Origin of the sequence: Halalkalibacterium halodurans (assembly GCF_005671335.1) — a bacterium.
GTDB classification, from domain to species: domain Bacteria; phylum Bacillota; class Bacilli; order Bacillales; family Bacillaceae_D; genus Halalkalibacterium; species Halalkalibacterium halodurans.
In genome coordinates this window covers 3,770,490-3,794,636 of record NZ_CP040441.1, presented here as the reverse complement: position 1 = coordinate 3,794,636, position 24,147 = coordinate 3,770,490, and the positions used below count along the sequence as shown (strand labels likewise).

Below are 24,147 nucleotides of genomic sequence, written 5' to 3'. Positions count from 1 at the left end.
AGCGATCTTTAGTATAGTAAGTAGTGATTGTTGCTTCATGTCGAAAGGCTACGGTGATATTTTTACAAAGTAAACTGTTTTTGATTTTAAAAGGGAGAGGTATTTCCTATGCCTTATATTAATGAATTAAGAAACCATAAATTTCTCATCATCCTTGTGGATTTATTATGTATTTTAGCTGCTTACATCGCTGCTTTCTATATTCGCTATCAAGGGTTTCCTGCGAAAAACTGGGAGTCCTTTGTTTCACTATTGCCGTGGATATTGCTCATCGGTTTATTCTTTATTTCTGTTTATGAACTTTATGCGCTGGATCGGAAGAATACCCTTTGGGATATTTTGGTTAAAATTTTTGTAGCTGTGACGTTTATGGCGTTCCTTACAATGGCGGCCTCCTACTTTTTCCGGGAATTCGCACTCCCACGTTCCATCTTATTCATTGCTAGTGTGTTTACAATAGTCCTTTTAGCGACGTGGAAGTATATCTTTTTAAAACTAACACGGCGGAACGTAGTAGGAAAAGTATTGTTTATCGGTGATGATGACAATACAGAGCGAATGATTTCGAAAATCAAACATCCGATGTTAAAGGGAACGAGCATTAAACAAGTCCATCCAAATATACCGATGGATAAGATTAATCACTACATGCGTCATGCAGATTACATCATTTTATGTACAAGCATTCAAAAAGAAAAGAAATCAATGATTATTTATCATGCGATGGAATGTAATAAGCTTGTATATGTGGTACCAACCCTTTATGAATTACTGTTGCAACGCTCATCGGTCACACCTTTGGATGATACGATGTTAATGTCGGTTAAGCCGTTTGGGCTTACGTGGGATCAAGCGTTTATTAAGAGAGCGTTTGATGTGGTCACATCGGCATTTACCCTCATCTGTACTTCGCCGCTGCTTCTATTAGTTGCAATTTTAATTAAGCTTGAGGATCCGAAAGGAAGTATTATTTACAAGCAAGAGCGGCTTGGGAAAGATAACAAGCCATTTATGATTTATAAATTCCGTTCTATGGTGGAAGGGGCCGAAAAGAAAACAGGTCCTGTTTTAGCCACACAAAACGATGATCGAATTACAAAGGTCGGAAAATTTATACGAGCTACGAGGTTAGACGAACTGCCACAGCTTTTTAATGTGTTGAAGGGAGATATGTCTCTCGTTGGCCCTCGACCTGAGCGAAGCTTCTTTATTGAGCAGCTATCAAAAGAGCACTTAGACTATGCGTATCGAAATACGGTTCAGCCAGGAATTACAGGTTATGCTCAAATTATGGGGAAGTATAGCACGGAAGCTGAAGATAAATTACGGTTTGACCTTTATTACATTCGCAACTATACGTTTTGGCTTGATATCGTGATTATGTTGAAAACATTTACGGTATTGCTTGATAAAACAAAGGCAGAAGGAACGGATTCAAAAAAAAAATGGAAACGGGCCTCGAAAAACAAAGATGGTAACGTAACGGCTTGATTTTTGTGTCTTAGAGAAAGGATTAAACCATGGGAAAAGTGTTAGTGACAGGGGGAGCTGGCTTCATCGGCTCCCATTTAGTTGATCTTTTAATCGCTGAAGGAACAGAAGTGGTCATTGTCGACAATTTAAGTTCGGGAAGCCTTAAACATGTTCATCCTTCTAGTCACCTTTTCAAATTAGATATTTTGGATGAGCGAGTGGCGGATGTTTTTCAGGAACATCCTGATATTGATCGGATTGTTCACTTAGCCGCTCAAAGCAAGGTAGGTCCATCCGTGCTTAACCCTACTTATGATGCACAAGTGAATATTCAAGGAACGATCCGCTTGTTAGAGTTTAGCCGGAAATATGGAGTGAAGCAATTTGTTTTTGCATCCTCAGCAGCAATCTACGGCCCGTCTCACACTTTACCGATTCGAGAGGAGTTCCCAGCACTACCGCTATCTCCGTATGGGACCTCTAAATATGCGGCAGAAGCCTATGTGAAAACATACGGGCGCCTGTATGGACTAAATGTTCATGTATTACGATTTGCAAACGTTTATGGACCGAGGCAAACAGCTGAGACAGAGGCCGGAGTTATTTCGATTTTTATCGAAAAGCTGTTGAAAAATGAGCAACCGATTATTTTCGGTGATGGTAAGCAGACGAGGGACTTTATTTTCGTATTGGATGTCGTGAATGCCATTCGTTCCTGCTTAGAAGCAGAAACGAATCAAGAGGTAGACCCAGTTTATAATGTTAGCACAGGTTTGCAAACGAGCGTGGAAGATCTATTAAAGGAGTTGTGCGCTCAATTAAATGTAACCTATGCACCTGCCTTTGAACAGGAACGGTCCGGAGACATTAAGCATAGCTGTTTGGATCAACAAAAGCTACAGAAACATTTGACATGGAATCCTCGAATTGCGCTCAATGAAGGTTTAGCTAAAACGATTGCTTATTACCAAACACGGGAGTGAATTTTTTTAAAATCCCGATGTGAATTATATATTCCATCGGGATTTTTAAGTGTGAAATTATAAACTCTTGAATCTTTCCACTCCCTCTATCTCTGTTTGTATGATAGATATTTTTGGTGAAAAAATTAAAAAATCATGATCCCCTAAACCCTTTGGTTGCTTCTTACGATACTATAATTAGACAGTCATAATAGATTTTTAAAGGAGAATTAACTATGGCAAAAAAAAGGCATACGGTTTTAAGTGGTATGACTGCAACGATGATGGTTTTATCCCCCATTGCTCCTACTTATGCTCAAGCGATCGATTTGACAGAAGTAAAACAAGAAGAGTTTGAAACTTTGAAACTAGGAGTCGATCATCAAAATGTTCTAGTTTTAAAACAAGTACTCTATTCATTGGAGTATTTGGAATCAGATGATCCAGAATCATTTACAACTTATTTTGATCCCGATCTAGAACAAGTAATTGTCGATCTTCAGGAAATGTTTCAATTTGAACCATCGGGAGAAGTAACATTTGATTTTTTTGAGTTACTTGTCCAATTGGCAAATGAAGAACAAGACGAAGATGAACAAAAGAGTACGGATGTTGCAGAAGAGGAAAAAAATGAAGAGGTCTCATTGGCTGAAGAAGATTTAGAAAGAGAAGAGAATGAAACGAAGCTCAATGAAACAGCTGAAACATTCTCTGCGATGTCTACATTCTCCTCAGATTCTACCGCTGATTCAAGTGTCCTATTTCAAGTTGGAGACCGTGATCCAGAGATTATTACAATCAAGCTTCACCTTGAAATTTTAGGATTTAAAGTTTCCAATAACCCGACTTCTTATTACGGTATACAGACTGAAGAAATGGTACGTGCATTCCAATCGCAATATCAGCTTCCTGTTACAGGAAAAGTCGATCAAGAAACGAGAAACTTATTATCTCAACGAGCAACAGGGCCGTTGAGATTGGGGATGTATCGAGAAGATGTAATCCAGCTAAAAATTAATTTGGAGAAAGTAGGATTTCCTGTTTCTTCAAACCCTAATACGTACTTTGGACCAACGACTGATCGACAAGTTCGTGCTTTTCAACAATCGCAAGGCTTAACTGCCGATGGGATTGTTGGTTCATCAACAATAAAGGCGTTAGAAGAAGCATTGAGTGGGGTGCTTTTTTTAGGTGTTCGTGATTCAAAAGTGATTGATTTAAAGAAAATGCTTGCGGATCTGGGTTATGGTGTTTCAGATAATCCTACTACGTATTTTGGTCCTGTTACAGAAGAGCAAGTAAAGAGATTTCAGAACGATTTTGGACGTCCTGTTACGGGTGTTGTTGACCGAGCAACTTTTGAATTTATCCAAAAAATGGTCGAAGAAGGGTTTGTGTTACGCCCAGGGATGAACCATCCAGAGGTTCTAAAGTTAAAAGAATATTTAGCCATCCTTGGTTACCGTGTTTCTAATACTCCAAATGACTTTTTCGGTAGCGTAACTGAAGCTAAAGTGCGTGAATACCAATATGACAATGGACTTCAACAAACCGGTATTGTGACAAAACAACTGTTAACCGAACTTGAAAAGCAGGCGACAGGTCCTTTAAAAATGGGAATGTACCGTGAAGATGCTATTACATTAAAAGAACAGCTAGCTGTGCTAGGCTATGTCATCTCGAATAATCCAACGAACTATTATGGCCCTTCTACGGAAGCAACGGTCAAACAGTTCCAAAAAGATCACGGTCTACAAGTTAACGGAATAGCAGATAGCTTAACTCTAAAGAAAATACAAGAGCTGTTAAATCAAACATTATATTTTGGAGTCAGAAACGAGAAGGTAGTGGAATTAAAGTTAGAACTTGAGCGGCTTGGCCTGTCTGTTTCTAGCAGTCCAACTACATATTTTGGTTCTGTGACGGAGGAGATGGTCAGAGAATTTCAAAGACGCGCCAATCTTCCGGTTACCGGAGTTGTCAATGATGAACAATTAAAGTTTATGAAGGATATTGTTTATATGGAAGGAATGAGAGCTTCAGGGATCATTACATTAAAAGAGCATTTAGCAATTCTTGGTTTTAGAGTCTCAGACAATCCGACAACACTATATGGGGCAGTAACAACAGAACAAGTAAGGCAGTTCCAACAAAAATATGGATTATCTAGTACGGGAATAGCGGACCAAAAAACAGTCGATCAGTTAAGGGCACTTGCGACTCGACCACTACAGTTAGGGATGTACCATCCTGATGTTGTCCAACTGAAAAAGGATCTTGCGAAAGCAGGCTATTTCGTTTCTAATAATCCTAATGATTATTTTGGACCGACAACGACAACAAAACTTAAAGAATTTCAAACAGACCACAACCTACCCGCGACTGGTATCGCAGATCGACAAACGTTGAATAAATTAAAAGAAGTCGTTCAGGCGATTGGTGTACAATACGTTTTTCAAGGCAAAAGGCAATTCGGCCATGGAGTCGGTATGACCCAATGGGGGGCCTATGGGATGTCTCAGCAAGGCTTTACTTATCGGCAAATCCTCACTTATTACTACACGAATGTCACGGTAAGTAGCTCAAGTAGTTATCGTAATACGAATGTTCGCGTTATGATTGGAGATGAGCAAATTAATTCAGCTACATTCTCTAGTACGGGGACATATAGCGTCCAAAACATTTCAACCGGTCAGTTTTTATTTACAAACGTGACAGGAAATACAACAGTAACGTATGGATCTGGAGGGGATGGTACGTTTAGAATTACAAACGGTGGAACGACAAGAACCACACAATCGGAAGTTCGAATCGTTCCTAACAATAGTGCGACCATTCGATATGTTGGAAACAATAAAAATCAGGTAGGGCAACACTATCGAGGAGCTTTACATCTAACAAAGTCAAGGATCAATAATTTGCAAAGTAATTTTGTTATGGATGTAATTAACCACGTTGACATTGACACATATCTTGAAGGTGTTGTTCCTTACGAAATGATCCCAAGCTGGGCACAATTGAATGCCTTTAAAGCACAGGCGGTAGCCGCCAGAACCTATGCATTCAGAAACCGAGTTCCAACAAGACATTTTGATATGTATGATGACACAAGGTCTCAAGTCTATCATGGTGTGCCACAAGGGGATCGTAATAATGCGCTAGTGAATCAAGCGATTCATGAAACAAGCGGGGAAGTCATTCTCCATAACAACAGTTTGATTGATGCGGTGTATTCAGCTTCTGCTAGTGGTCATACTGTCGATGCGAGAGATGTATGGGGGAACGACATCGCCTACCTAAAAGGAAAGCGAGATCCTTACGATAACTCGCAATACACTCAAGTATCTTGGACAGGTACTTTTACGTTAGACGATTTATCGAACATTTCAGAGTTTAAGAATAGAGGGCTTGGTAAAGTCGTAGATCTTAAAATTGAAGCCAGATCTGAACGAATTATAAGTGCTCAAGTTATCTTTGAACGAGGGTCGGTCACTTACAGTGGTAGTGCGTTTGCTTCACATATCGGTGCACCGTCTCGGATTATGACCTACACTATTAAATAACAGAAAACGGTTTTTCACCATTGGTGAAAAACCGTTTTTTATTAATTATAAAACACTTCATTACTTTCCTCGTTTGGTTGTTCAACAGGTTGCTGCTGTTCATTAGGATTCCACATATCTGGTTCAGGTTGGACTTCATCCAGTCCATCATTCGTATGACCATCGATCTCTAAATGTTTCTTTAAGCGCGTTTGAATTTCGAAAAGGGAACCTTGATCGAGCTCATAATAATAAATGCCGTTTAGCATTAAGTCAGTCCCTTGCAACTGCAAGGTTTCAATCTCGCTTATGGATGATGCATATGAATGTAGGGCGACCAAGTTGTTAAACGTGAAGTTCATCTGAATGTTTTCACCCAGGGCGTCTAACACATCGTCAAAGCGAGTAATGGAAGAAAAGCTTGCTGCTTTTTTAATGATGCCTTCAATCACTTGCTGCTGCCGTTGGCCACGCCCTAAGTCTCCTCCACCTTGAGGGTGCTTTCTCATCCGCGCGAATGCTAATGCTTCTTCTCCATCTAGGGTGTGTAACCCTTCTTGGAATTGAATCCAATCGTTATTCGTATCCTTTTCTTCAAAATCAAATGGCACCTCAACTTCAATTCCGCCTAAAGCATCTACGATATCTATAAGTCCTTGGAAACGAACAATTCCATAATAATCGATAGGAATATCAAGGAGGTGTTCCACTGTATCAATCGTCATGTCAATACCGCCATAAGCGTGGGCATGATTGATTTTATCCAAATGTCCGCGGCCTACGATTTCTACGCGAGAATCACGTGGAATGCTTGTCAAAATAATCGATTGATCTTCTTTATTGAACGTAGCAACTAGCATGGCATCGGTTCTTGCTCGTGCTTCGCCAGGGCGTGAGTCGTCTCCGAGAAGGAGAACGGAAAAGTTATCTTTGCTCGGGTCGACTGCTTCAATTCGCTTTTCAGATTTATCGCCGCGCTCTAAGTCCACTGTTGATTCAGATGCAACGCTTGAGACTTTAAAGTAAACGTAAACGCCAAGGCATGTAAACGCGAGCAAGGCAAGTAGGGTCATGGTCATGAATATTTTTAGAAAACGTACAGCTTTTCTCTTTTTTCGTTGTACCTTTCGGCTTGGAGGCATTTGTTTCATTAAAAGGTTCCCCGTTTCTTCTATAAAATTTCTCCTCATTCGATTTTATCGAACAAGCTCATTCAAGTAAAGACATATCGACGAACTTTGACAATCTTATGGGAATTTCTTGGGGGCTTGACACTGATATTTTTATCTAGAACCTCCCCAGTATAGAACGAAAAAAGTTCTGATTTTGTTTCAGGAATCATAATGTGAAACAAAAATAATTTTTGTCCAACAATCGTTTGTTGGTGAGGGGGCATGATTGATGCCGGATGTTGTTTTAGAGTTAGACAAGTTACGGACTCATTTTTTTACAGATCAAGGTGAAGTACCGGCAGTAGATGGCGTGAGTTTGCGGCTGCATCAAGGGGAAATCATTGGAATCGTTGGTGAATCGGGCTGCGGGAAAAGTGTGACCTCCCTCTCGATCATGCAACTCGTGCCGAATCCGCCAGGAAAAATTATGTCGGGTCACGTTTATTTTAAAGGAGAAGACTTGGTACAAGTTTCACCGAAGCGTATGAAACAAATTCGTGGAAATGACATTGCGATGATTTTCCAAGAGCCGATGACTTCATTGAATCCATTGTTTACAATCGGAAATCAGCTCATCGAAGCGATTCGCAACCACCGTAAAATGACCAAGCAGGAAGCAAGAAAACAAGCCGTGACGATGCTCGAACGGGTCGGTATCCCAAGAGCAGATGAGATTGCCTCGGAGTATCCTCACCAATTGTCAGGCGGCATGCGGCAACGTGTCATGATTGCGATGGCGATGTGCTGTGATCCAAAAGTGCTTATTGCAGATGAACCGACGACCGCTTTGGATGTAACCATTCAAGCGCAAATTCTTGATTTAATGCGCCATTTGAATGAAGTGCATGATACCGCCATCTTGTTAATTACACACGACCTAGGGGTAGTGGCTGAGTTATGCAACCGTGTGGTTGTTATGTATGCAGGACAAGTCGTTGAAGAAGGGGATGTCAGGATGATTTTAAAACATCCTAAACATCCATATACAAAAGGGTTGCTCAAGTCATTACCGAAAATTCATGAACAGTCGAAGCGACTCTACTCAATTCCTGGAGTGGTCCCTAAGCCTGGAACCGTCGGACACGGCTGTCGGTTTGCGGCGCGCTGTGAAGTGGCTTTTGAGCGCTGCAAGACGACTGCACCGCAGCTGCAGCAAGTAGCTACAGGTCACCAATGTCGTTGCTTCCTTTATGAAGAGAGGGGGGATGAGGTTGGGTAAGCCTTTGTTAGAAGTGAAAAACCTGACGAAGTCCTTTGATATCAATGGCGGTTTTTTCAGCCGAAAAGTGGGCGAGGTACGGGCTGTTGATAATCTCTCCTTTTCTGTATATGAAGGGGAAGTGCTCGGCATTGTTGGCGAATCGGGATGCGGAAAATCAACGACTGGGAAGGCCATTTTACGATTGATTGAGCCATCGAGCGGTGAGGTTTACTTTGCTGGTACGGAGATCACTGCCTTATCTGAAGGTGACATGCGAAAACGACGCCGTGACATGCAAATCATTTTTCAAGATCCTTACGCTTCGCTAAACCCCCGTCATACCATTGAAAAAATCATTCGTGAGCCGTTGATCGTTCATCAGATCGGTACGAAGAAAGAACAACTTGAAAGGGTTGAAGAACTTCTCGAAACCGTTGGCTTGAGCTCGGATCACGCTACTCGTTACCCCCATCAATTCAGCGGGGGACAGAGACAACGAATTGGAATTGCCCGTGCATTAGCCGTTCATCCGAAGCTTGTCATTTGTGATGAGCCTGTTTCTGCACTTGATGTCTCGGTGCAATCGCAAATTTTAAACTTAATGGCCGATCTCAAAGAGACATTTGCACTAACATACATTTTTATTGCCCATGATTTGAGTGTCGTTAAGCATATAAGCGACCGTGTGGCTGTGATGTACCTCGGTCGAATGGTAGAGATGGCGACGAAAGATCAATTATTTGAAAATCCAAAGCATCCGTATACACGTGCTCTTTTATCGGCGGTTCCCGTACCTGATCCAGATACAGCAAAAGAAAAAATCCTTTTAAAAGGAGATGTACCGAGCCCGTCTAATCCGCCGGAGGGGTGTGCTTTCCATACGCGCTGTCCTGACTGTATGGACGTATGCAAGATAAAACGACCAAGCTTGCACGAGAAGGAAAAAGGTCATTATGTTGCTTGCCATTTGTACGAATAGCGTCGGGCTATGGCAGATGGCATGAAACATTAAGAAAAAGGGGGATCTTTCATGAAAGGGATGCATTTAAGGTGGCTCTTCGTCATGATTGCGTCATTACTCGTCGTTGTGAGTGCGTGCAGCAGCAAGGATGACGCTTCTCAAGAGGAGCCGGGGCAAGTGGATGAAGAGGAGATGTCAGAGGAAGGGATTGAGCAAGGGCTTGCTGAAGATCAAACGTTGATTTTCGCACGAGGAGGCGATTCGGTCAGTCTCGATTATGCAAGTGTAACCGATGGGGAGTCGTCTCGCGTCACGAAGCAAATTTTTGAAACGTTGATTGAATTTGAACGAGATTCTTTTGAAATTGGGCCAGGTTTAGCTCATAGCTGGGATATGTCGGAGGACGGTCTTCGTTATACGTTTTATTTGGAGGAAGGAGTCACCTTCCATGATGGGACGCCATTCAATGCAGAAGCAGTAAAAGTAAACTTTGAACGTTGGGCAGATCCAGACCACCCGTACGCTTATGTAGATGAAGGCTACAACTATAGTGTGTATGGGACTCAATTTGGTGGGTTTAAAGGCGACCCAGGTCATGTCATTGAAGAAATCAATGTTGTCAATGAGTATGAGATTGAGTTTGTTTTAAGCGAGCCTCTCGGGTCCTTTTTACAAAACATGGGGATGAGCTATTTTGCGATGACGTCACCAGCTGCTTTTGAAGAATATGGTGCGGCCATAAATGAAAATCCAGTCGGTACAGGGCCATTTAAGTTCGTTAGCTGGACGAGGGATGATTCGATTGTGTTAGAGAAGAACGAAGAGTACTGGAAAGAGGGTCATCCGAAGCTAGACAAAATCATATTTCAAGTGATTCCTGACAATTCTGCACGTCTTACAGCCTTACGATCAGGACAAATCGATATTATGGACGGTCTCAATCCTGATGATGTGGCACAGGTGGAGGGAGACGACTCAATTGTTCTGTTTGAGCGGGCGACGAACAATATTGGCTATTTAGGCTTTCACGTTGAAAAAGAACCATTTGATGATCCGCTTGTAAGGCAGGCGATTAATCATGCGATCGACAAGGATTCTTTGATCACAGCCCTTTATAACGGGTTAGCAGAGCCAGCAAAAAATCCAGTTCCACCTGGCTACTTAGGCTACAATGAGGCGATCGATCCTTATGCATATGATCCAGAGAGAGCCCGTGAGCTATTAGCCGAAGCAGGCTATGAGGAAGGATTTGAATTCGAATTATGGACAATGCCGGTGGCTAGACCGTACATGCCAGATCCGCAGCGTGCAGCAGAAGCAATTCAATCAAATTTGGCCGATGTAGGGATTACAGCCAAAATCGAAACGAGAGATTGGGCGACCTATTTAGAGGAGACGGAAAAAGGAGCGCATGACATGTTTATGCTCGGTTGGTCTGGAGTGAATGGTGACCCTGACTACTTCTTATCAAACTTACTGCACGGGGATGCCATTCCTGGTGGAAATCGTTCGTTCTATGATGAAGGGGATGTCAATGAGATTTTGAATCAGGCGAAAAAGACGGTAGATCCTAATGAGCGGGAAGTACTCTATTTTGAAGCATTAGAAATGATTCATGAGGATGCAGTAATGGTACCGCTCGTTCACTCGATTCCTGTTTTAGCAGGGAGTTCTCGCGTGGTCAATTACATTCCGCATCCATCTACAAGCGAAACGTTGGATGAAGTGCAGCTACTCGAGTAATGTGTCGGAGGGCGTAGAGGGAATTTCCTCTACACCCTTTTTCCTGAAAGAAAGGGGTTGATCTAGTGTGGACGTATGTGTTGCATAGGGTGATGTTGCTCATTCCTGTACTCATAGGCATGACCATCATTACGTTCTCTATTGTTCATTTGATTCCAGGAAATCCGGCGCAAACGATATTAGGCGAGCAAGCAAGTCCCCAAGCGGTAGCAGAGCTGGAGGAACGACTTGGATTAAATGAGCCATACCTCGTGCAGTACGGGTATTATGTACGGGATTTGCTAACAGGTGATCTTGGCACATCTTTAAGGACACGGGCTCCAATTTCCGAGGAAATCGTTCCTTATCTAGGGGCAACGTTGGAGTTGACGTTTTTTGCCATGCTCTTCGCAGTCGTTGTCGGTGTCAATGCAGGAATCATAAGCGCATGGAAACAGCATTCATTTTTTGATTATGCCTGCATGCTCGTTGCTCTGCTCGGGGTGTCGATGCCGATTTTCTGGTTAGCGCTCATGCAACAATGGATTTTTGCTCAGGAACTCGGGTGGTTCCCTGCTTTTGGTCGAGACAACCCCCGTGATCCGATCCAATCGATTACCGGTCTATATGTGCTGGATGCCATTCTTCATTGGCGGTGGGATCACGTGCATGTAGCATTAAAACACCTTGTACTGCCTGCCATCGCCCTCGGAACGATTCCGATGGCAATCATTGCCCGAATGACAAGGTCTAGCATGCTAGAAGTACTTCGTTCAGACTACATTCGGACCGTTCATGCGAAAGGGTCAAGTCAGTTTGTGGTCATTTATAAGCATGCGTTAAAAAATGCGATGATTCCTGTGCTTACTGTTGCTGGCTTGCAAACGGGTGTCTTGCTTGGTGGGGCTATTTTAACAGAAACGATTTTCAGTTGGCCGGGCATTGGACGTTACATTTATGAAGCGATCACGTATCGCGATTATCCTGTCATTCAATCAGGCATCTTAGTCGTGGCCATTATGTTTGTCGTCATTAACTTAATTGTCGATTTACTGTACTCCTATATTGACCCGAGAATTAAATATTGAAGGGGGAGTGACTATGGAACGAAAAACCACTCTTCGCTTAGCGATGACACCCTCTCAAAAACCACCAGACGAGCAAAGTGCGAAAGGGGAGGCTATATCTCCTTGGCGTGATGCCTTTAGGCAGCTAAGAAAAAACAAATTAGCTATGACCGGTATCGTGATCGTTTGCTTCTTTCTTTTCATTGCCTTGTTTGCGCCTCTGCTCACGACGCATTCCTTTGACGGATATGATGCAGCCAGTCGCTTACAGTCTCCCTCTGCTGAACATTGGTTTGGTACCGATGATTTAGGGAGAGACGTGTTTACGAGAATTGCATATGGCGCACAGCTGTCGCTACAAGTAGGATTTTTCGCAGTGGCCGGAGCCTTGTTGGTTGGGACGCTGCTTGGTGTACTTGCCGGATATTATGGACGATGGCTTGACATGCTTATCTCTCGTATCTTTGATATCATGCTGGCTTTTCCTAGTATCCTATTAGCCATTGCTATTGTAGCCATTTTAGGTCCATCCCTTCATAACGCAATGGTCGCCATAGCAATCGTGAATATCCCGATTTTCGGCAGGCTTGTTCGCTCAAAAGTCATTAGCTTACGGGCGGAAGAATTTATAATGGCGGCTCGAGCCCAAGGAATGAAAAACAGCCGAATTTTATTTCACCACATTCTTCCGAATAGTTTGTCGCCGATTATCGTTCAAGCGACGCTCGGTTTCGGTACAGCCATATTAGAAGCTGCTGCATTAGGGTTTCTTGGACTTGGTGCACAGGCACCTTTAGCAGAATGGGGGAAAATGCTAGCAGATTCTAGAGCTTACATTCAAACCGCTCCATGGGTAGCGATATTCCCTGGAATGTCAATTATGCTTGTCGTCCTTGGCTTTAATATGATCGGTGATGGATTACGGGATGCGCTAGATCCAAAAATGAAAAACTAGCTTATAGTCGTATCGAACGCGCTTCGGTACGGCTTTTTGTTTCAATTTCCTGTTAGGACAGAATAACGAGATGGAACGAAAATGGGAATTTACACTTGTTAAACGGCAAGTCTACTTGATTTTGGGGGAGATGAAAGGTAAAAGAAATAGACTTTCTACATATGAAGGGAATAGGACTATGGGGTGGTGGGGGATTATGTAGCGGAATGAAAAAGAGACGTTTCTCTGATTCTTCCATTTTTGTTCCTAAATATATGACCTAAGGACTTAGTTGAAGTTTGGGATTGATTTAAAAAAGCCTTCATCTCATCAAAGAGGTAAAGAAATATAGTAGAAAAGTATTTTTTCTAACATGATCAATTGATTGTAATACGAAATAATTAATTATTTCGTAAAAAAATGAATCAATTTAAACGAAAATAAGTTAGTTTTGACATGATATGACCTTATTCTACAATGTAAGCGCTTTACTATTGGGTTGTACATGTGAGATAATTTAGCAAAGAAAAATTATTTTAAAAAGAAAGAATATTGAAATCGGAAAATGGATGGCTTATAATAGCGATAACAATTTACGAATTTTACAAAAAATAATGTGAAAATGACGCTAAAACGTCAAAAAAATTAAATATCCTAGTTGATTCTACAAAACAAGGGGAATGCAGATGGTTAAACTTGATGATGTGGATATGTCAATTTTACAGCTTCTTCAAGACAACGGAAAACGTTCGTATACAGATATTGCTAAGAGGATCAATGTTAGTGAAGGGACAGTTCGGACGCGAATTAATCGAATGCTTAAAGAAAGAGTATTTGAGTTCATCATTCATATGGATCCAAACAAAATCGGCTTAAACGTGCAGGCGATTATCGGGATAAAAACACAATTAGGAAAACAAGAGACAATTGCAACGAAGTTAAATGAATATCCTGAAGTACGGTTTGTCGGTGCCTTTTCCGGTCGCCATGATCTTATTTTACAAGCATATTTTAAAAATAACGAAGATTTAGTCAATTTTGTTAACAAAGAATTATCGAAAATTGATGGAATTCTTGCTGCCGATGTGAGCATTGAACTAAAACAGTACAAGGATTCCTTCTCGTATATTAACAACCAAGAATAGTGGGCAGTGGCAAGATCTAATCCGATAAGGCTTTAAAGCCATCGCGCAAAAGAAGTCGAAATCGCGAAAAAGGTCTCGTAGGAAATAACGAATCTCGTAGCGAAGTTAACGTATTGAGACAAAGGAAAACATAAATACCGTTTAACATTTTTACTACTTTTAAAAAAGCAGGGTGAGAACGTTGAGCAAAAAAGCATTGTTGCAAATCCGCAACTTAACCACTGCGTTTCAAATTAAAGATGACTTTTATGCAGCGGTTGATAATGTCACATTAAATGTGAATAAAAATGAAGTCTTGGCGATTGTTGGGGAATCAGGTTCGGGAAAAAGTGCGTTAGCAAATACGATCATGGGCTTACATAACCCTGAACGAACAAAAATTGAAGGCGAAATTAACTTTAAAGGTGAAAACCTCGTCAAACTACCGGTTTCTAAGTTGAATAAAATTCGTGGCGACAAACTGAGCATGATTTTCCAAGATCCTCTTACCGCTCTAAACCCACTGATGATTATTGGGGAGCAAATCGGTGAGGCGCTTTTGCTTCATCGGTCGCTTACGAAAGCGGAACGGAAGAAAAAAGTCATTGACCTATTAAATCTTGTTGGTATCCCTAGACCTGAATCAACTTATGAACAATATCCCCATGAGCTTTCAGGAGGGATGCGACAACGTGTCATGATCGCTGCTGCGATTGCATGCGAGCCCGAATTTTTGATTGCCGACGAACCAACAACGGCATTGGATGTCACGATTCAGGCGCAGATTTTAGACTTGATCCGTGATTTGAAAGAAAAGATACATGCTGGAATTATTTTAATTACGCATGACCTCGGTGTGGTGGCCGAGATGGCGGATCGGGTCGCAGTCATGTATGCGGGTCAAATTGTTGAAATTGCAGATGTCTTCACGCTGTTCGAGCGTCCGCTGCATCCGTATACACGATCGTTGTTATATTCAGTACCATCAGAATCAAACGATCAAGAAAAGCTTCACGTTATTCAAGGGATCGTACCAGCTTTGCAAAACTTGCCGCGAAAAGGCTGCCGCTTTAAGGATCGAATTCCATGGCTAAGTGAATCAGTACATGAGGATCATCCGGAGCTTCATGAAGTTGAGCCAGGCCATTTCGTTCGTTGTACATGTTATAAGCATTTTTACTTCCCAAAGGCAGAAGAGGGGGTGGAAGTAAATGGGGTTTCTTAAAGTAGAAGACTTAAAAGTTCACTTCCCGATCAAAGGAGGCGTCATTCCGCATACGGTTGGTTACAACAAAGCGGTTGATGGTGTTTCTCTAGAGTTAGAGGAAGGACAGACTTATGGTTTAGTAGGAGAGTCGGGATCGGGGAAGACGACAACGGGGCGTGCGATCATTGGGCTGAATAAATTGACGGCTGGTCACATTTTATTTGATGGCCAGGATATAACGAAGCAGCTAAAAAAGAAGAAAAATGACATTCGCCGCAACATACAAATGATTTTTCAAGATCCGTATTCTTCACTTAATCCAAAAAAGAGAGTACTCGATATTATCGCGGAGCCGCTCCGGAATTTTGAGAACCTATCAAAACTTGAGGAGCGTAAAAGAGTCGAAGAATTGCTTGAAATTGTCGGCTTAAGCCGAGAAAGCATCTTCAAGTACCCGCATGAGTTTTCTGGGGGACAGCGGCAAAGAATTGGAATTGCGCGGGCGATTGCGTTAAAGCCGAAGCTCATTATTGCTGATGAACCTGTGTCAGCCCTTGATGTTTCTGTTCAAGCACAGGTTCTGAACTTTATGAAGGACATTCAGAAAGAGTTTAATTTAACGTATTTATTTATCAGCCATGATCTAGGCATCATCCGCCATATGTGTGATCGCATTGGGATTATGTATCGAGGACGTCTTGTAGAAGAGGGCGTACGAGATGATATTTATGAATCACCGCAGCACATTTATACGAAGCGGTTGATCGCAGCCATTCCAGACATGGATCCAAAAAACCGCGATAAGCACACACAGCTTCGGGCAGAGGTTAAGGAAGAGTTCCAGTCGAACGCCTCTAACTATTTTGATGATGAAGGTCTTGCATATGCCTTAAAGCCAATTTCCGATACACACAAGGTGGCCCTACCTTAGAAAGGTTGAAGAGACATGTGGAAATTAATTATTCGAAGATGTTTTATCATGATTCCCCAGTTGTTTTTGCTCAGCGTCATTGTGTTTATGATCGCACAAGCGATGCCGGGGGATCCGTTAACTGGTTTTTATCAATCGAATCCGAATATTAGTCAAGAAGTCATCGATGCCCAGCGGGAGCGGTATGGGTTGAATGACCCGTGGTATGTGCAATACGTACGTTGGGTAGGAAATGCACTGCAAGGAGACTTTGGTGACTCGTATCAGCAGCGGATTCCGGTGACAGAGGTCATTGATAACCGAATATGGAATACGATTTGGCTCTCATTATTAACGTTGATTATGACGTATATGATCGCGATCCCGCTTGGTCTTTTAAGTGGACGGTATAACGATACACTGTTGGATCGTGCCATTACGGGATATACATACGTCGGGTTTGCTGCGCCCGTTTTTATTACATCATTATTAATGCTCTTTCTTTTCGGATTTCAGCTCGGTTGGTTTCCGACTGGTGGTTCAGTTAGTCCACACGCACAGCCGGGAACGTTTGGTTATGTGTTAAGTAAAATCAATCATATGCTGCTGCCTGCCTTTTCCCTTGCCATCATTACAACCGTATCTACGGTCCAATATTTGCGCAGCGAATTAATTGACCAAAAGCAGAGTGATTACGTTCGAACGGCTAGAGCAAGAGGAGCGTCAGAGCGGCGAATTTACTTGAAGCATTTGCCGCGAAACTCGCTATTACCGATCGCAGCGTTTTTCGGCTATGAGCTGACAGGGTTAATTGGCGGAACGATCTTTGTAGAGATGATTTTCAGTTATCCAGGGATGGGACAGCTATTTTTGTCTTCGATTATGCAGCGTGATTACAGTGTCGTGACGACGATGGTGCTCTTGTTCGGGGTGGCCTCAATTCTTGGTGCGCTCTTATCTGACATTATCCTAAGCATTGTCGATCCACGGATTAAGATCAAATAGGGCAGAAATGAGGTGAACAACTGTGCAAAATGTACCAGAACAAGGCGTGCAACAACAACCAACTTATGAAAAGAGCCCATCTGGCTTATCGATTCTTTGGCGGGAATTAGTCCGGGATAAAGTGGCATTAGGGTCGCTCATCTTTCTTGGGTTAATTATGGCTTTTGTGTACGGCATTTCCCTCTTTCTCGATCAAAACGAGATCGTTAAGGTTGATTTATTTGAGATCCATCAGCCACCTTCCTCAGATTTTTGGCTCGGGACAGATTATGGGGGTCGTGATGTGTTCGGTCAGTTAATTATTGGAACGCGAAATTCGATCACAATCGGTCTTCTTGTCACATTGATGAGCGGAACGATTGGCATCTTAATTGGTCTTATTTCAGGTTATTACGGGGGAACGATCGATAACATTTTTATGCGTGCGGTTGACTTCTTTATGATTTTGCCAAACTTAATGATTATTATCGTATTCGTTGCCCTCGTGCCGAAATATAGCATTGTATCCTTCTCGTTGATCATGACGCTGTTTCTCTGGATGGGGATTGCGAGGATGATCCGCTCAAAGGCACTTAGAGAGCGGGAACTCGATTACGTCCAAGCTTCGAAAACGTTAGGGTCATCTGATTTAAAAATTATGTTTACCCAAGTGTTACCTAACTTAAGTTCATTAATCATCGTGACGATGACGCTTAATTTGGCAGCCAACATTGGGATTGAATCAGGTCTTTCATTTTTAGGGTTCGGGTTTCCTGAAAGCACACCAAGCTTAGGGACGTTGATCAGCTATGCGACGAACCCACAAACGTTAGAGCATCGATGGTGGATTTGGTTACCAGCAGCAATACTCATTTTTGTATTGATGTTGAGTATAAATAATGTCGGTCAAGCGCTTAAGCGTGCGACGGACGCAAGACAAAGACGAGGATAAAAAAGGGAGGTAATACTGATGGGGAAATTTCCTAAAGCGCTACTAGCAATGCTTCTCGTATTTCTACTAGCGCTCGTGGCGGCTTGCAGTAGCGATGATGCAACGACTGAGCCAGATGCAGATGGTGAAACAGAAGATGTGGAAACAGACGATGGAGAAGCAGCAGGTAGTGAAGACGGTCTCTATTCGATTGATGATTTTACAAATGTAAAAGCGGCAGATGGTGAAGAAATTTTAGATGGGGGTTCGATCACGTTTGGGATCGTGTTAGACTCACCGTTTGAAGGGATTTTAAACTATAACTTTTATCAATCCAATCCCGATTATCAAGTTTTGCGGTGGTTTGATGATGCGTTAATCGATTGGGATGAAAACTATGTTATGACTCAGGACGGTGCAGCGACCTATGAGATTTTCGAGGACGGCCGTACGTTCACGTTCACGATTCGTGATAACGTTAATTGGCATGACGGTGAGCCGGTTACGGCGGAAGACTGGGCGTTTGCTCACGAAGTCATTGCTCATCCGAACTATGACGGTATCCGCTTTGATGATACACTTCGCAACGTAGAAGGAATTGAAGAGTATCATAACGGGGAAGCCGATCATATTTCCGGAATTGAAGTGGTTGACGAAAAAACGTTGAAAATTACGTACAAAGAAGCAACGCCGTCTCTCATGACTGGTGGTGTTTGGTACTATCCATTAGCAAAGCATATTTTTGGTGATATGGACATTGAAGACATTTCTTCCTCTCCAGAGGTTCGTCAAAACCCGATTGGCTTCGGCGCGTTTAAAGTAGAAAACGTTGTCCCAGGAGAGTCTGTCGTTTATTCAAAAAATGAAGATTATTGGCGTGGGGAGCCAAATCTCGATGAAGTTGTCGTAAAAATAGTGAGTCCGAACGTTGTCATGCAGGCACTTCGCAGCGGAGAAGTTGATCTCGTTCATAGCTTCCCAGCCGACCAATTCCCAGACAATGCCGACACGTCGAACTTAGATTGGCTCGGAGTGGTGGATCGTGCGTATACGTACATTGGCTTTAAGCTTGGGACGTGGGAAGATGGTGAAGTGAAGACAGATCCAGATGCAAAAATGGCGGACGTAAACTTACGTCGTGCGATGTGGCATGCGATCGACAACGATGCGGTAGGTGAGCGTTTCTATCATGGCTTACGTTGGGCCGGAACGACATTAATTCCGCCGTCACATCCAGAATTTCACGATGACACGAATCCAGGTCGCGCATATGACCCAGAGTTAGCGAAACAATTGTTAGATGAAGCTGGTTATGAAGATGTGAATGGTGATGGCTTCCGTGAAGATCTGGAGGGGAATGAGCTTGTCATTAACTTCGCAGCCATGTCTGGTGGAGACATTGCCGAGCCAATAGCGCAATATTACATTCAAGCGTGGGAGCAAGTCGGTTTGAAAGTTCAATTGCTTGACGGACGACTTCATGAGTTCAATGCTTTCTACGATCGAATTGAAGAGGATGATCCAGACATTGATATTTATCAGGCGGCTTGGGGTGTCGGTATTGATGTTGATCCGAGCGGTCTTTATGGACGCCGGGCACCGTTTAACTACACTCGTTGGTCAAGTGAAGAAAACGACCGTCTTCTAGCGGAGGCTCTATCCGAAGAAGCATTTGACGTAGAAAAGCGTCAAGAGATTTACAAAGAGTGGCAACAGCTAATGGTCGATGAAGTCCCTGTCATTCCAACTCTTTACCGTTCTGAGATTGTTCCAGTGAACAAACGGATCGTGAATTGGGCGATCGGCGATGGACACGGTGTGTATCGCCATGAATTAGGTATTACGCAAGAAGAGCCGGTTGTCGCTGAGTAACATGTTTGATAAGGCCCCTTTCTTCCCTCCATGAGAGGAAGAGAGGGGTTTTGTGTTGAACATTTTGGCTCTACAATAAATGTTGGGGTTTTTGCACAAAAGAGGGCAAAAAAAATGCACGCAGGCTCCTTTATCCATTATCCTTGAATTGTCGAGAAACAAAGAAAGGATAGGAGCTGCGTGTACGATGAATTTTACCATGGATTTGCCCGGATTAAAAGGTGTGAAGGTCACAAAGATGGAGGAACGAGAGGGCTTTATCGCGCTCCATGTAGAAATGCCGCGAACGCCTCATCGTTGCCCATCCTGCGGGGAGAGAACCGAGAGAATCCATGATGACCGCATCCAAAAAGTTCAACATCTCAAGCTCTTTGAACGGTGGGTGTATCTATTCTATCGAAAGCGCCGGTACGCGTGCAGATGCGGGAAGCGGTTTGCGGAGAAAGCCTGTTTTGTAGAGCGATATCAGCGTCAGACAGTGGAATGGAATCAAGCGTTTCGCTTACGGCTCATTCAAGGGAAGAACTTTACGGACACAGCGAATCAATTCCAAACGTCCGTGACAACTGCCATGCGCCGGTTTGATCAATTGGCGGCCCCCCTCGTGAAGAAGGTGGATCACCTTCCTCCTCGGATTGCGATTGATGATTACAAAGGGGATACGAATGCGGGGAAATATCAAGTGATCATTGCGGATGCAGATACACGGAAGCCACTGGATATCTTACCGGATCGTAAAGCCGATACGCTTAAACGATATCTTCAAGAGAAGGGTCATCATGTGAAAACAGTCGTGATGGATCTAAGTTATACCTTCAAGTCGGCTGTTCAAAAGGCCTTAGGCCACCCGCTCATCATTGGGGATCCGTTCCATTTCTGTCGTTACATCTACTGGGCTCTGGAAGGGGTTCGCCGCCGAGTGCAAAAAGCGTTCCATCCGTATCATCGAAAACGATGTAAACGGATCAAACATCTGTTTCAGAAAGAGAGAGAAGGACTGGATGATAAGGAAAAGAAGAAGGTGGAGCGGTACTTAGAGCTATCCCCTGATTTAAGGGAAGCGTATGAGCTAAAAGAACATTTTCGTCAGTGGTATCAAGAAGCGAAGATGCAAGGAAGGGAAGGACGAATGAGCGAGGTGAAACAAGGGCTCTACGCCTTTTACCGAAGAGTGGAGGCGAGCCCGTTAAAGGAGTTCCACCGAGCCATTCAGACGCTGAAGAACTGGCAGACCGAGATCTTGAATAGCCTCGCGTTTGGCTTAAACAATGGTTTTATTGAAGGACTGAATAATCAAACGAAGGTGATTAAGAGAAATGCCTTTGGTTTTCGGCGTTATGATCGCTTGCGAAACCGTATTCTCTTGCATCATCCATTCAAACATCAGACATTCGGGGTAGGATAAGAGGGGCTCGCCCTCCTATGCCACCCCAACATTTGACTAAGAACCAACATTTTTAGAAAAGGGTCATGTTTAAAGAAAACTACTATCACTTAGCCAAATAGTATGGCTATTCAGCAGCTAGCTTTATCGCTAATAGAAAAGGTTAACATTTTCTAGAAAATATAAAAAGGAGGGAGAAAAATGTCATACATACAATCCGTTCAACGGGCAATTGACTATATCGAAACACACCTTCATGAGCCCATATCGTTGGAGAAAGTAGCGGCCCATGCATCTTATTCTTATTTTCATTTTCACCGATTGTTTAAGGCAACTGTTGGCTGTACGATGAGCGAGTATATCAAACGTCGGCGGTTAACAAAGGCGGCCTATGCCTTGCTAGAGACGAAAGCGTCAATCATTGATATCGCATTTGAATACGGATATGAGAGTCAAGAGGCGTTTACCCGTGCGTTCAAGCAATGGTTTAATGTTTTGCCGGGGAAATATCGTCAAGCCCGTCCGCCCGTCCAATTGATCGACCCTTATTGGGCGGTGAAGACGTTTCCAGTTAACGCCACAAGTAATCACAAGCCTTATATTGTGACGCGACAGCCTTTACAAGTTGTGGGGTTACAGCTAGAAGGATTGAGTTTACCAGGAGGATCTGACCGTGAACAATCGACACTGGTGGCTATTCCTACCTTGTGGCATCAATTTGAAGCTCGCATTCATGAAATTGAACGAAGAGTCGACCCATTTGTCAGTTATGGCATTAGTTCTCCATCAAGCGATGGGTCTCATTTTACCTATATGGCTTGCGTTGAAGTCGAGGCCAGCGATGTGAACATTCCACAAGGCTTTATACAAAAAGAAATAAAAGGGGGGACATATGCTAGCTTCCACTATAAAGGGGCTGCGAACCAGCTTTCGGCTTTGACAAATTATATTTACGGTTCATGGCTACCCTCTAGCCCGTATCAGTCTCATTTTGGCGTAGAAATGGAAGTGTACGATGAACGGGAACCTAAAGAGGATGACGAAGTGGTAGTTGAAATTTGGACGCCCATCAAAAAGAGGGACAAGCAATCATCGCAAAAATAATCAAAACGAACAAGGAAAAAGGAGGTAGAGTCATTGTAGATGATAAGAGGAGGTTGCATTTACAATGAACACAAATGAGCTTTTGCCTTTTACGATTGTCGAACAGAATGAACGAAAAATGATAGGTTTTAAGTTGGAAGGCCCTTACGCTCGTATGAATGAGATTGGAATGCTATGGGAAACGTTCAATCAACGAGTGTCTGAGATTGATCATCTTGTGCAAGACGATTTATCATTTGGAATCGTTCAAGACCGAGAGCGTGATTTTACGTATTATGCAGCAGTTGAAGTCTCTTCCTTTACAAAGGTTCCAGAGGGGATGGCAACGATTATTTTGCCGACCTGCCGCTATGCAGTGTTCACCCATAAAGGGCCACAAAATAAGTTTAGCGAAACGGTGGTTGCCGCGCTGAAATCACTGAAAGAGTCGGGATATGAGAAAGACTCGGATAACTACTGGCTTGAAGGATATGACGATCACCGCTTTAGTCCGGAATTAGACAATTCTGAGTGTGATATCTATTTTCCGTTAAAAGCTAACTGATAATTTTCCCACTCGTGTGTAAGGTTTTTAACGGTTAATACGTTTATTGAATGATCCTTATTTTATAACGGGTCTAATCGGTGAGGAGGTGTTCGATTGGGTTTTGAGAAAACGGGTGAGTTAATCGAAAAGTCAAGAGAGCTACAAGAAGTGTATCAACAGCTTGTAGAGGATGTGGGATCTGATTTATGGCGGTTTTGTCGTTATTTGACTGGGTCGCCATGGGACGGGGAAGATCTTTATCAAGAGGCGTTGGTGAAGGCGTTTGGTAGCTTATATCAACGGTGGCAACCAACAAATCCGAAAGCCTATTTATTTCGAATTGCGACCAATACGTGGATCGATCAGTGTCGCAAGGCGAAGCGGATTGTCGGTACTGTGGATGAGATGGAAGGCCCAGTTGAGGAGTTTTCGTACGATTTAGAGCTTGAGCAAGCATTTACTCGGCTTTTCACCCTCTTTCCCCCTAGGCAGGTCGCTGTTTTTCTATTAAAAGATGTATTTGCATTTACAGCGGAAGAAGTGGCGAGTATGGTGCGGTCCACGCCGAACGGAGTATACGCCACATCAAGTCGCGTACGAAAAAAATTAAAGGAAACCTCCTCTCTAGAGGAGCTTTCTTCCAATGGGCGGCCATTGCCTGAGCAAAGCGAAGTGATTCAACAATATGTGCAAGCATTTAATGCAGGGGATCTTAGCCAATTATTTGATTTGATGAGTGATGAGGTCCATATCGATGCTTCCCTTGGATTCCAAGAATATTCGAAGGAAGAAATGAAGAAAGGGTCGATGCAGCACGGCCTTCCAGGCTTCCGAGCTGTGCCCTTTTTCCTTTGGGGAAAACCAGTCCTTGTGGTGTTAGTCGATCGTGAAGCTGGCCCACTCATTCACGATATTCAGTTTCAAGAGATTGAAAACGGAAAAATTGTCTACCATAAGAGCTACTATTTTTGTAAGGAATTGCTTATAGAAGCAGCAAAGGAGCTGCAACTTCAAGTGCAGCTAGATAAAGCGGCTGTGCATTGGCGCCATTCTTTAGACGAGGGAGAATAA

General features: G+C 43.0%; 19 protein-coding genes. 18 read left to right on the top strand and 1 reads right to left on the bottom strand.

Features of this window, described 5'->3' with window-relative positions; all coding sequences use genetic code 11:
* Positions 1-108: 108 nt before the first annotated feature.
* The 3 genes from FED51_RS18570 (at position 109) to FED51_RS18560 (ending at position 5,998) form a co-directional block, all read left to right on the top strand.
* The gene (locus FED51_RS18570) at positions 109-1,491 is read left to right on the top strand and encodes a sugar transferase (RefSeq protein ID WP_053430254.1); all 1,383 of its coding nucleotides are present in this window, start codon (positions 109-111) and stop codon (positions 1,489-1,491) included.
* A 29-nt stretch (positions 1,492-1,520) separates the two neighbouring features.
* Positions 1,521-2,456: an NAD-dependent epimerase/dehydratase family protein gene (locus tag FED51_RS18565; protein WP_053430255.1), complete on the top strand. Its 936-nt coding sequence runs from the start codon at positions 1,521-1,523 to the stop codon at positions 2,454-2,456.
* Positions 2,457-2,671: 215 nt separating this feature from the next.
* Positions 2,672-5,998 (top strand): peptidoglycan-binding protein, encoded by a 3,327-nt coding sequence (locus FED51_RS18560; RefSeq protein ID WP_053430256.1) that lies wholly within the window; start codon positions 2,672-2,674, stop codon positions 5,996-5,998.
* 41 nt (positions 5,999-6,039) lie between these two features.
* Here FED51_RS18560 and FED51_RS18555 read toward each other — a convergent pair whose 3' ends face one another.
* Positions 6,040-7,128, bottom strand: coding sequence for an LCP family glycopolymer transferase (locus FED51_RS18555; protein ID WP_233422063.1), 1,089 nt, complete (start codon positions 7,126-7,128; stop codon positions 6,040-6,042).
* Positions 7,129-7,378: 250 nt separating this feature from the next.
* Here FED51_RS18555 and FED51_RS18550 point away from each other — a divergent pair, with 250 nt between their 5' ends.
* The 15 genes from FED51_RS18550 to FED51_RS18480 all read left to right on the top strand — a co-directional run bounded on the left by FED51_RS18550 (position 7,379) and on the right by FED51_RS18480 (position 24,147).
* A complete protein-coding gene (locus tag FED51_RS18550; protein ID WP_053430257.1) occupies positions 7,379-8,368 on the top strand; it encodes an ABC transporter ATP-binding protein in 990 nt (329 codons plus the stop codon).
* Positions 8,361-9,329 carry an ABC transporter ATP-binding protein gene (locus FED51_RS18545; RefSeq protein WP_053430258.1) on the top strand — a complete coding sequence of 323 codons (969 nt, stop codon included), beginning with the start codon at positions 8,361-8,363 and terminating at the stop codon, positions 9,327-9,329. The genes FED51_RS18550 and FED51_RS18545 overlap by 8 nt, the downstream gene beginning before the upstream one ends.
* 51 nt (positions 9,330-9,380) lie before the next feature.
* A complete protein-coding gene (locus tag FED51_RS18540; RefSeq protein ID WP_053430259.1) occupies positions 9,381-11,054 on the top strand; it encodes an ABC transporter substrate-binding protein in 1,674 nt (557 codons plus the stop codon).
* A gap of 65 nt (positions 11,055-11,119) precedes the next feature.
* A complete protein-coding gene (locus FED51_RS18535) occupies positions 11,120-12,121 on the top strand; it encodes an ABC transporter permease (protein WP_134230024.1) in 1,002 nt (333 codons plus the stop codon).
* A gap of 13 nt (positions 12,122-12,134) precedes the next feature.
* Positions 12,135-13,055, top strand: a complete 921-nt coding sequence (locus FED51_RS18530) for an ABC transporter permease (RefSeq protein WP_010899769.1) — start codon at positions 12,135-12,137, stop codon at positions 13,053-13,055.
* Positions 13,056-13,720: 665 nt separating this feature from the next.
* Positions 13,721-14,179, top strand: a complete 459-nt coding sequence (locus FED51_RS18525) for an Lrp/AsnC family transcriptional regulator (protein ID WP_010899768.1) — start codon at positions 13,721-13,723, stop codon at positions 14,177-14,179.
* Positions 14,180-14,360: 181 nt separating this feature from the next.
* Entirely contained in the window at positions 14,361-15,383 is a 1,023-nt protein-coding gene (locus tag FED51_RS18520; protein ID WP_053430260.1) for an ABC transporter ATP-binding protein, read from the top strand.
* On the top strand, positions 15,370-16,296 hold the full coding sequence (locus tag FED51_RS18515; protein WP_053430261.1) for an ABC transporter ATP-binding protein: 927 nt from the start codon (positions 15,370-15,372) through the stop codon (positions 16,294-16,296). The genes FED51_RS18520 and FED51_RS18515 overlap by 14 nt, the downstream gene beginning before the upstream one ends.
* Before the next feature lie 15 nt (positions 16,297-16,311).
* Positions 16,312-17,280: an oligopeptide ABC transporter permease gene (opp4B, locus tag FED51_RS18510; RefSeq protein ID WP_010899765.1), complete on the top strand. Its 969-nt coding sequence runs from the start codon at positions 16,312-16,314 to the stop codon at positions 17,278-17,280.
* A gap of 22 nt (positions 17,281-17,302) precedes the next feature.
* Positions 17,303-18,211: an ABC transporter permease gene (locus FED51_RS18505; protein WP_053430262.1), complete on the top strand. Its 909-nt coding sequence runs from the start codon at positions 17,303-17,305 to the stop codon at positions 18,209-18,211.
* A gap of 18 nt (positions 18,212-18,229) precedes the next feature.
* Complete coding sequence (opp4A, locus tag FED51_RS18500) at positions 18,230-20,062, top strand: oligopeptide ABC transporter substrate-binding protein (protein WP_138090944.1); 1,833 nt, start codon at positions 18,230-18,232, stop codon at positions 20,060-20,062.
* 187 nt (positions 20,063-20,249) lie between these two features.
* The gene (locus tag FED51_RS18495; RefSeq protein ID WP_138090941.1) at positions 20,250-21,467 is read left to right on the top strand and encodes an ISL3-like element IS651 family transposase; all 1,218 of its coding nucleotides are present in this window, start codon (positions 20,250-20,252) and stop codon (positions 21,465-21,467) included.
* A gap of 180 nt (positions 21,468-21,647) precedes the next feature.
* Positions 21,648-22,550 (top strand): AraC family transcriptional regulator, encoded by a 903-nt coding sequence (locus tag FED51_RS18490; RefSeq protein WP_053430264.1) that lies wholly within the window; start codon positions 21,648-21,650, stop codon positions 22,548-22,550.
* 64 nt (positions 22,551-22,614) lie between these two features.
* Positions 22,615-23,094 carry a GyrI-like domain-containing protein gene (locus tag FED51_RS18485; RefSeq protein WP_053430265.1) on the top strand — a complete coding sequence of 160 codons (480 nt, stop codon included), beginning with the start codon at positions 22,615-22,617 and terminating at the stop codon, positions 23,092-23,094.
* Between the two features lie 96 nt (positions 23,095-23,190).
* Complete coding sequence (locus FED51_RS18480) at positions 23,191-24,147, top strand: RNA polymerase sigma factor (protein ID WP_053430266.1); 957 nt, start codon at positions 23,191-23,193, stop codon at positions 24,145-24,147.

Bases quoted from the DNA above. Each gene is read 5' to 3' on its own strand.
- FED51_RS18495 (WP_138090941.1), top strand. From the start codon at position 20,250: ATGAATTTTACCATGGATTTGCCCGGATTAAAAGGTGTGAAGGTCACA.
- FED51_RS18550 (WP_053430257.1), top strand. From the start codon at position 7,379: ATGCCGGATGTTGTTTTAGAGTTAGACAAGTTACGGACTCATTTTTTT.
- FED51_RS18560 (WP_053430256.1), top strand. From the start codon at position 2,672: ATGGCAAAAAAAAGGCATACGGTTTTAAGTGGTATGACTGCAACGATG.
- FED51_RS18515 (WP_053430261.1), top strand. From the start codon at position 15,370: ATGGGGTTTCTTAAAGTAGAAGACTTAAAAGTTCACTTCCCGATCAAA.
- FED51_RS18490 (WP_053430264.1), top strand. From the start codon at position 21,648: ATGTCATACATACAATCCGTTCAACGGGCAATTGACTATATCGAAACA.
- FED51_RS18565 (WP_053430255.1), top strand. From the start codon at position 1,521: ATGGGAAAAGTGTTAGTGACAGGGGGAGCTGGCTTCATCGGCTCCCAT.
- FED51_RS18485 (WP_053430265.1), top strand. From the start codon at position 22,615: ATGAACACAAATGAGCTTTTGCCTTTTACGATTGTCGAACAGAATGAA.
- FED51_RS18555 (WP_233422063.1), bottom strand. From the start codon at position 7,128: ATGAAACAAATGCCTCCAAGCCGAAAGGTACAACGAAAAAAGAGAAAA.
- FED51_RS18540 (WP_053430259.1), top strand. From the start codon at position 9,381: ATGAAAGGGATGCATTTAAGGTGGCTCTTCGTCATGATTGCGTCATTA.
- FED51_RS18530 (WP_010899769.1), top strand. From the start codon at position 12,135: ATGGAACGAAAAACCACTCTTCGCTTAGCGATGACACCCTCTCAAAAA.
- opp4B (WP_010899765.1), top strand. From the start codon at position 16,312: ATGTGGAAATTAATTATTCGAAGATGTTTTATCATGATTCCCCAGTTG.
- opp4A (WP_138090944.1), top strand. From the start codon at position 18,230: ATGGGGAAATTTCCTAAAGCGCTACTAGCAATGCTTCTCGTATTTCTA.
- FED51_RS18570 (WP_053430254.1), top strand. From the start codon at position 109: ATGCCTTATATTAATGAATTAAGAAACCATAAATTTCTCATCATCCTT.
- FED51_RS18525 (WP_010899768.1), top strand. From the start codon at position 13,721: ATGGTTAAACTTGATGATGTGGATATGTCAATTTTACAGCTTCTTCAA.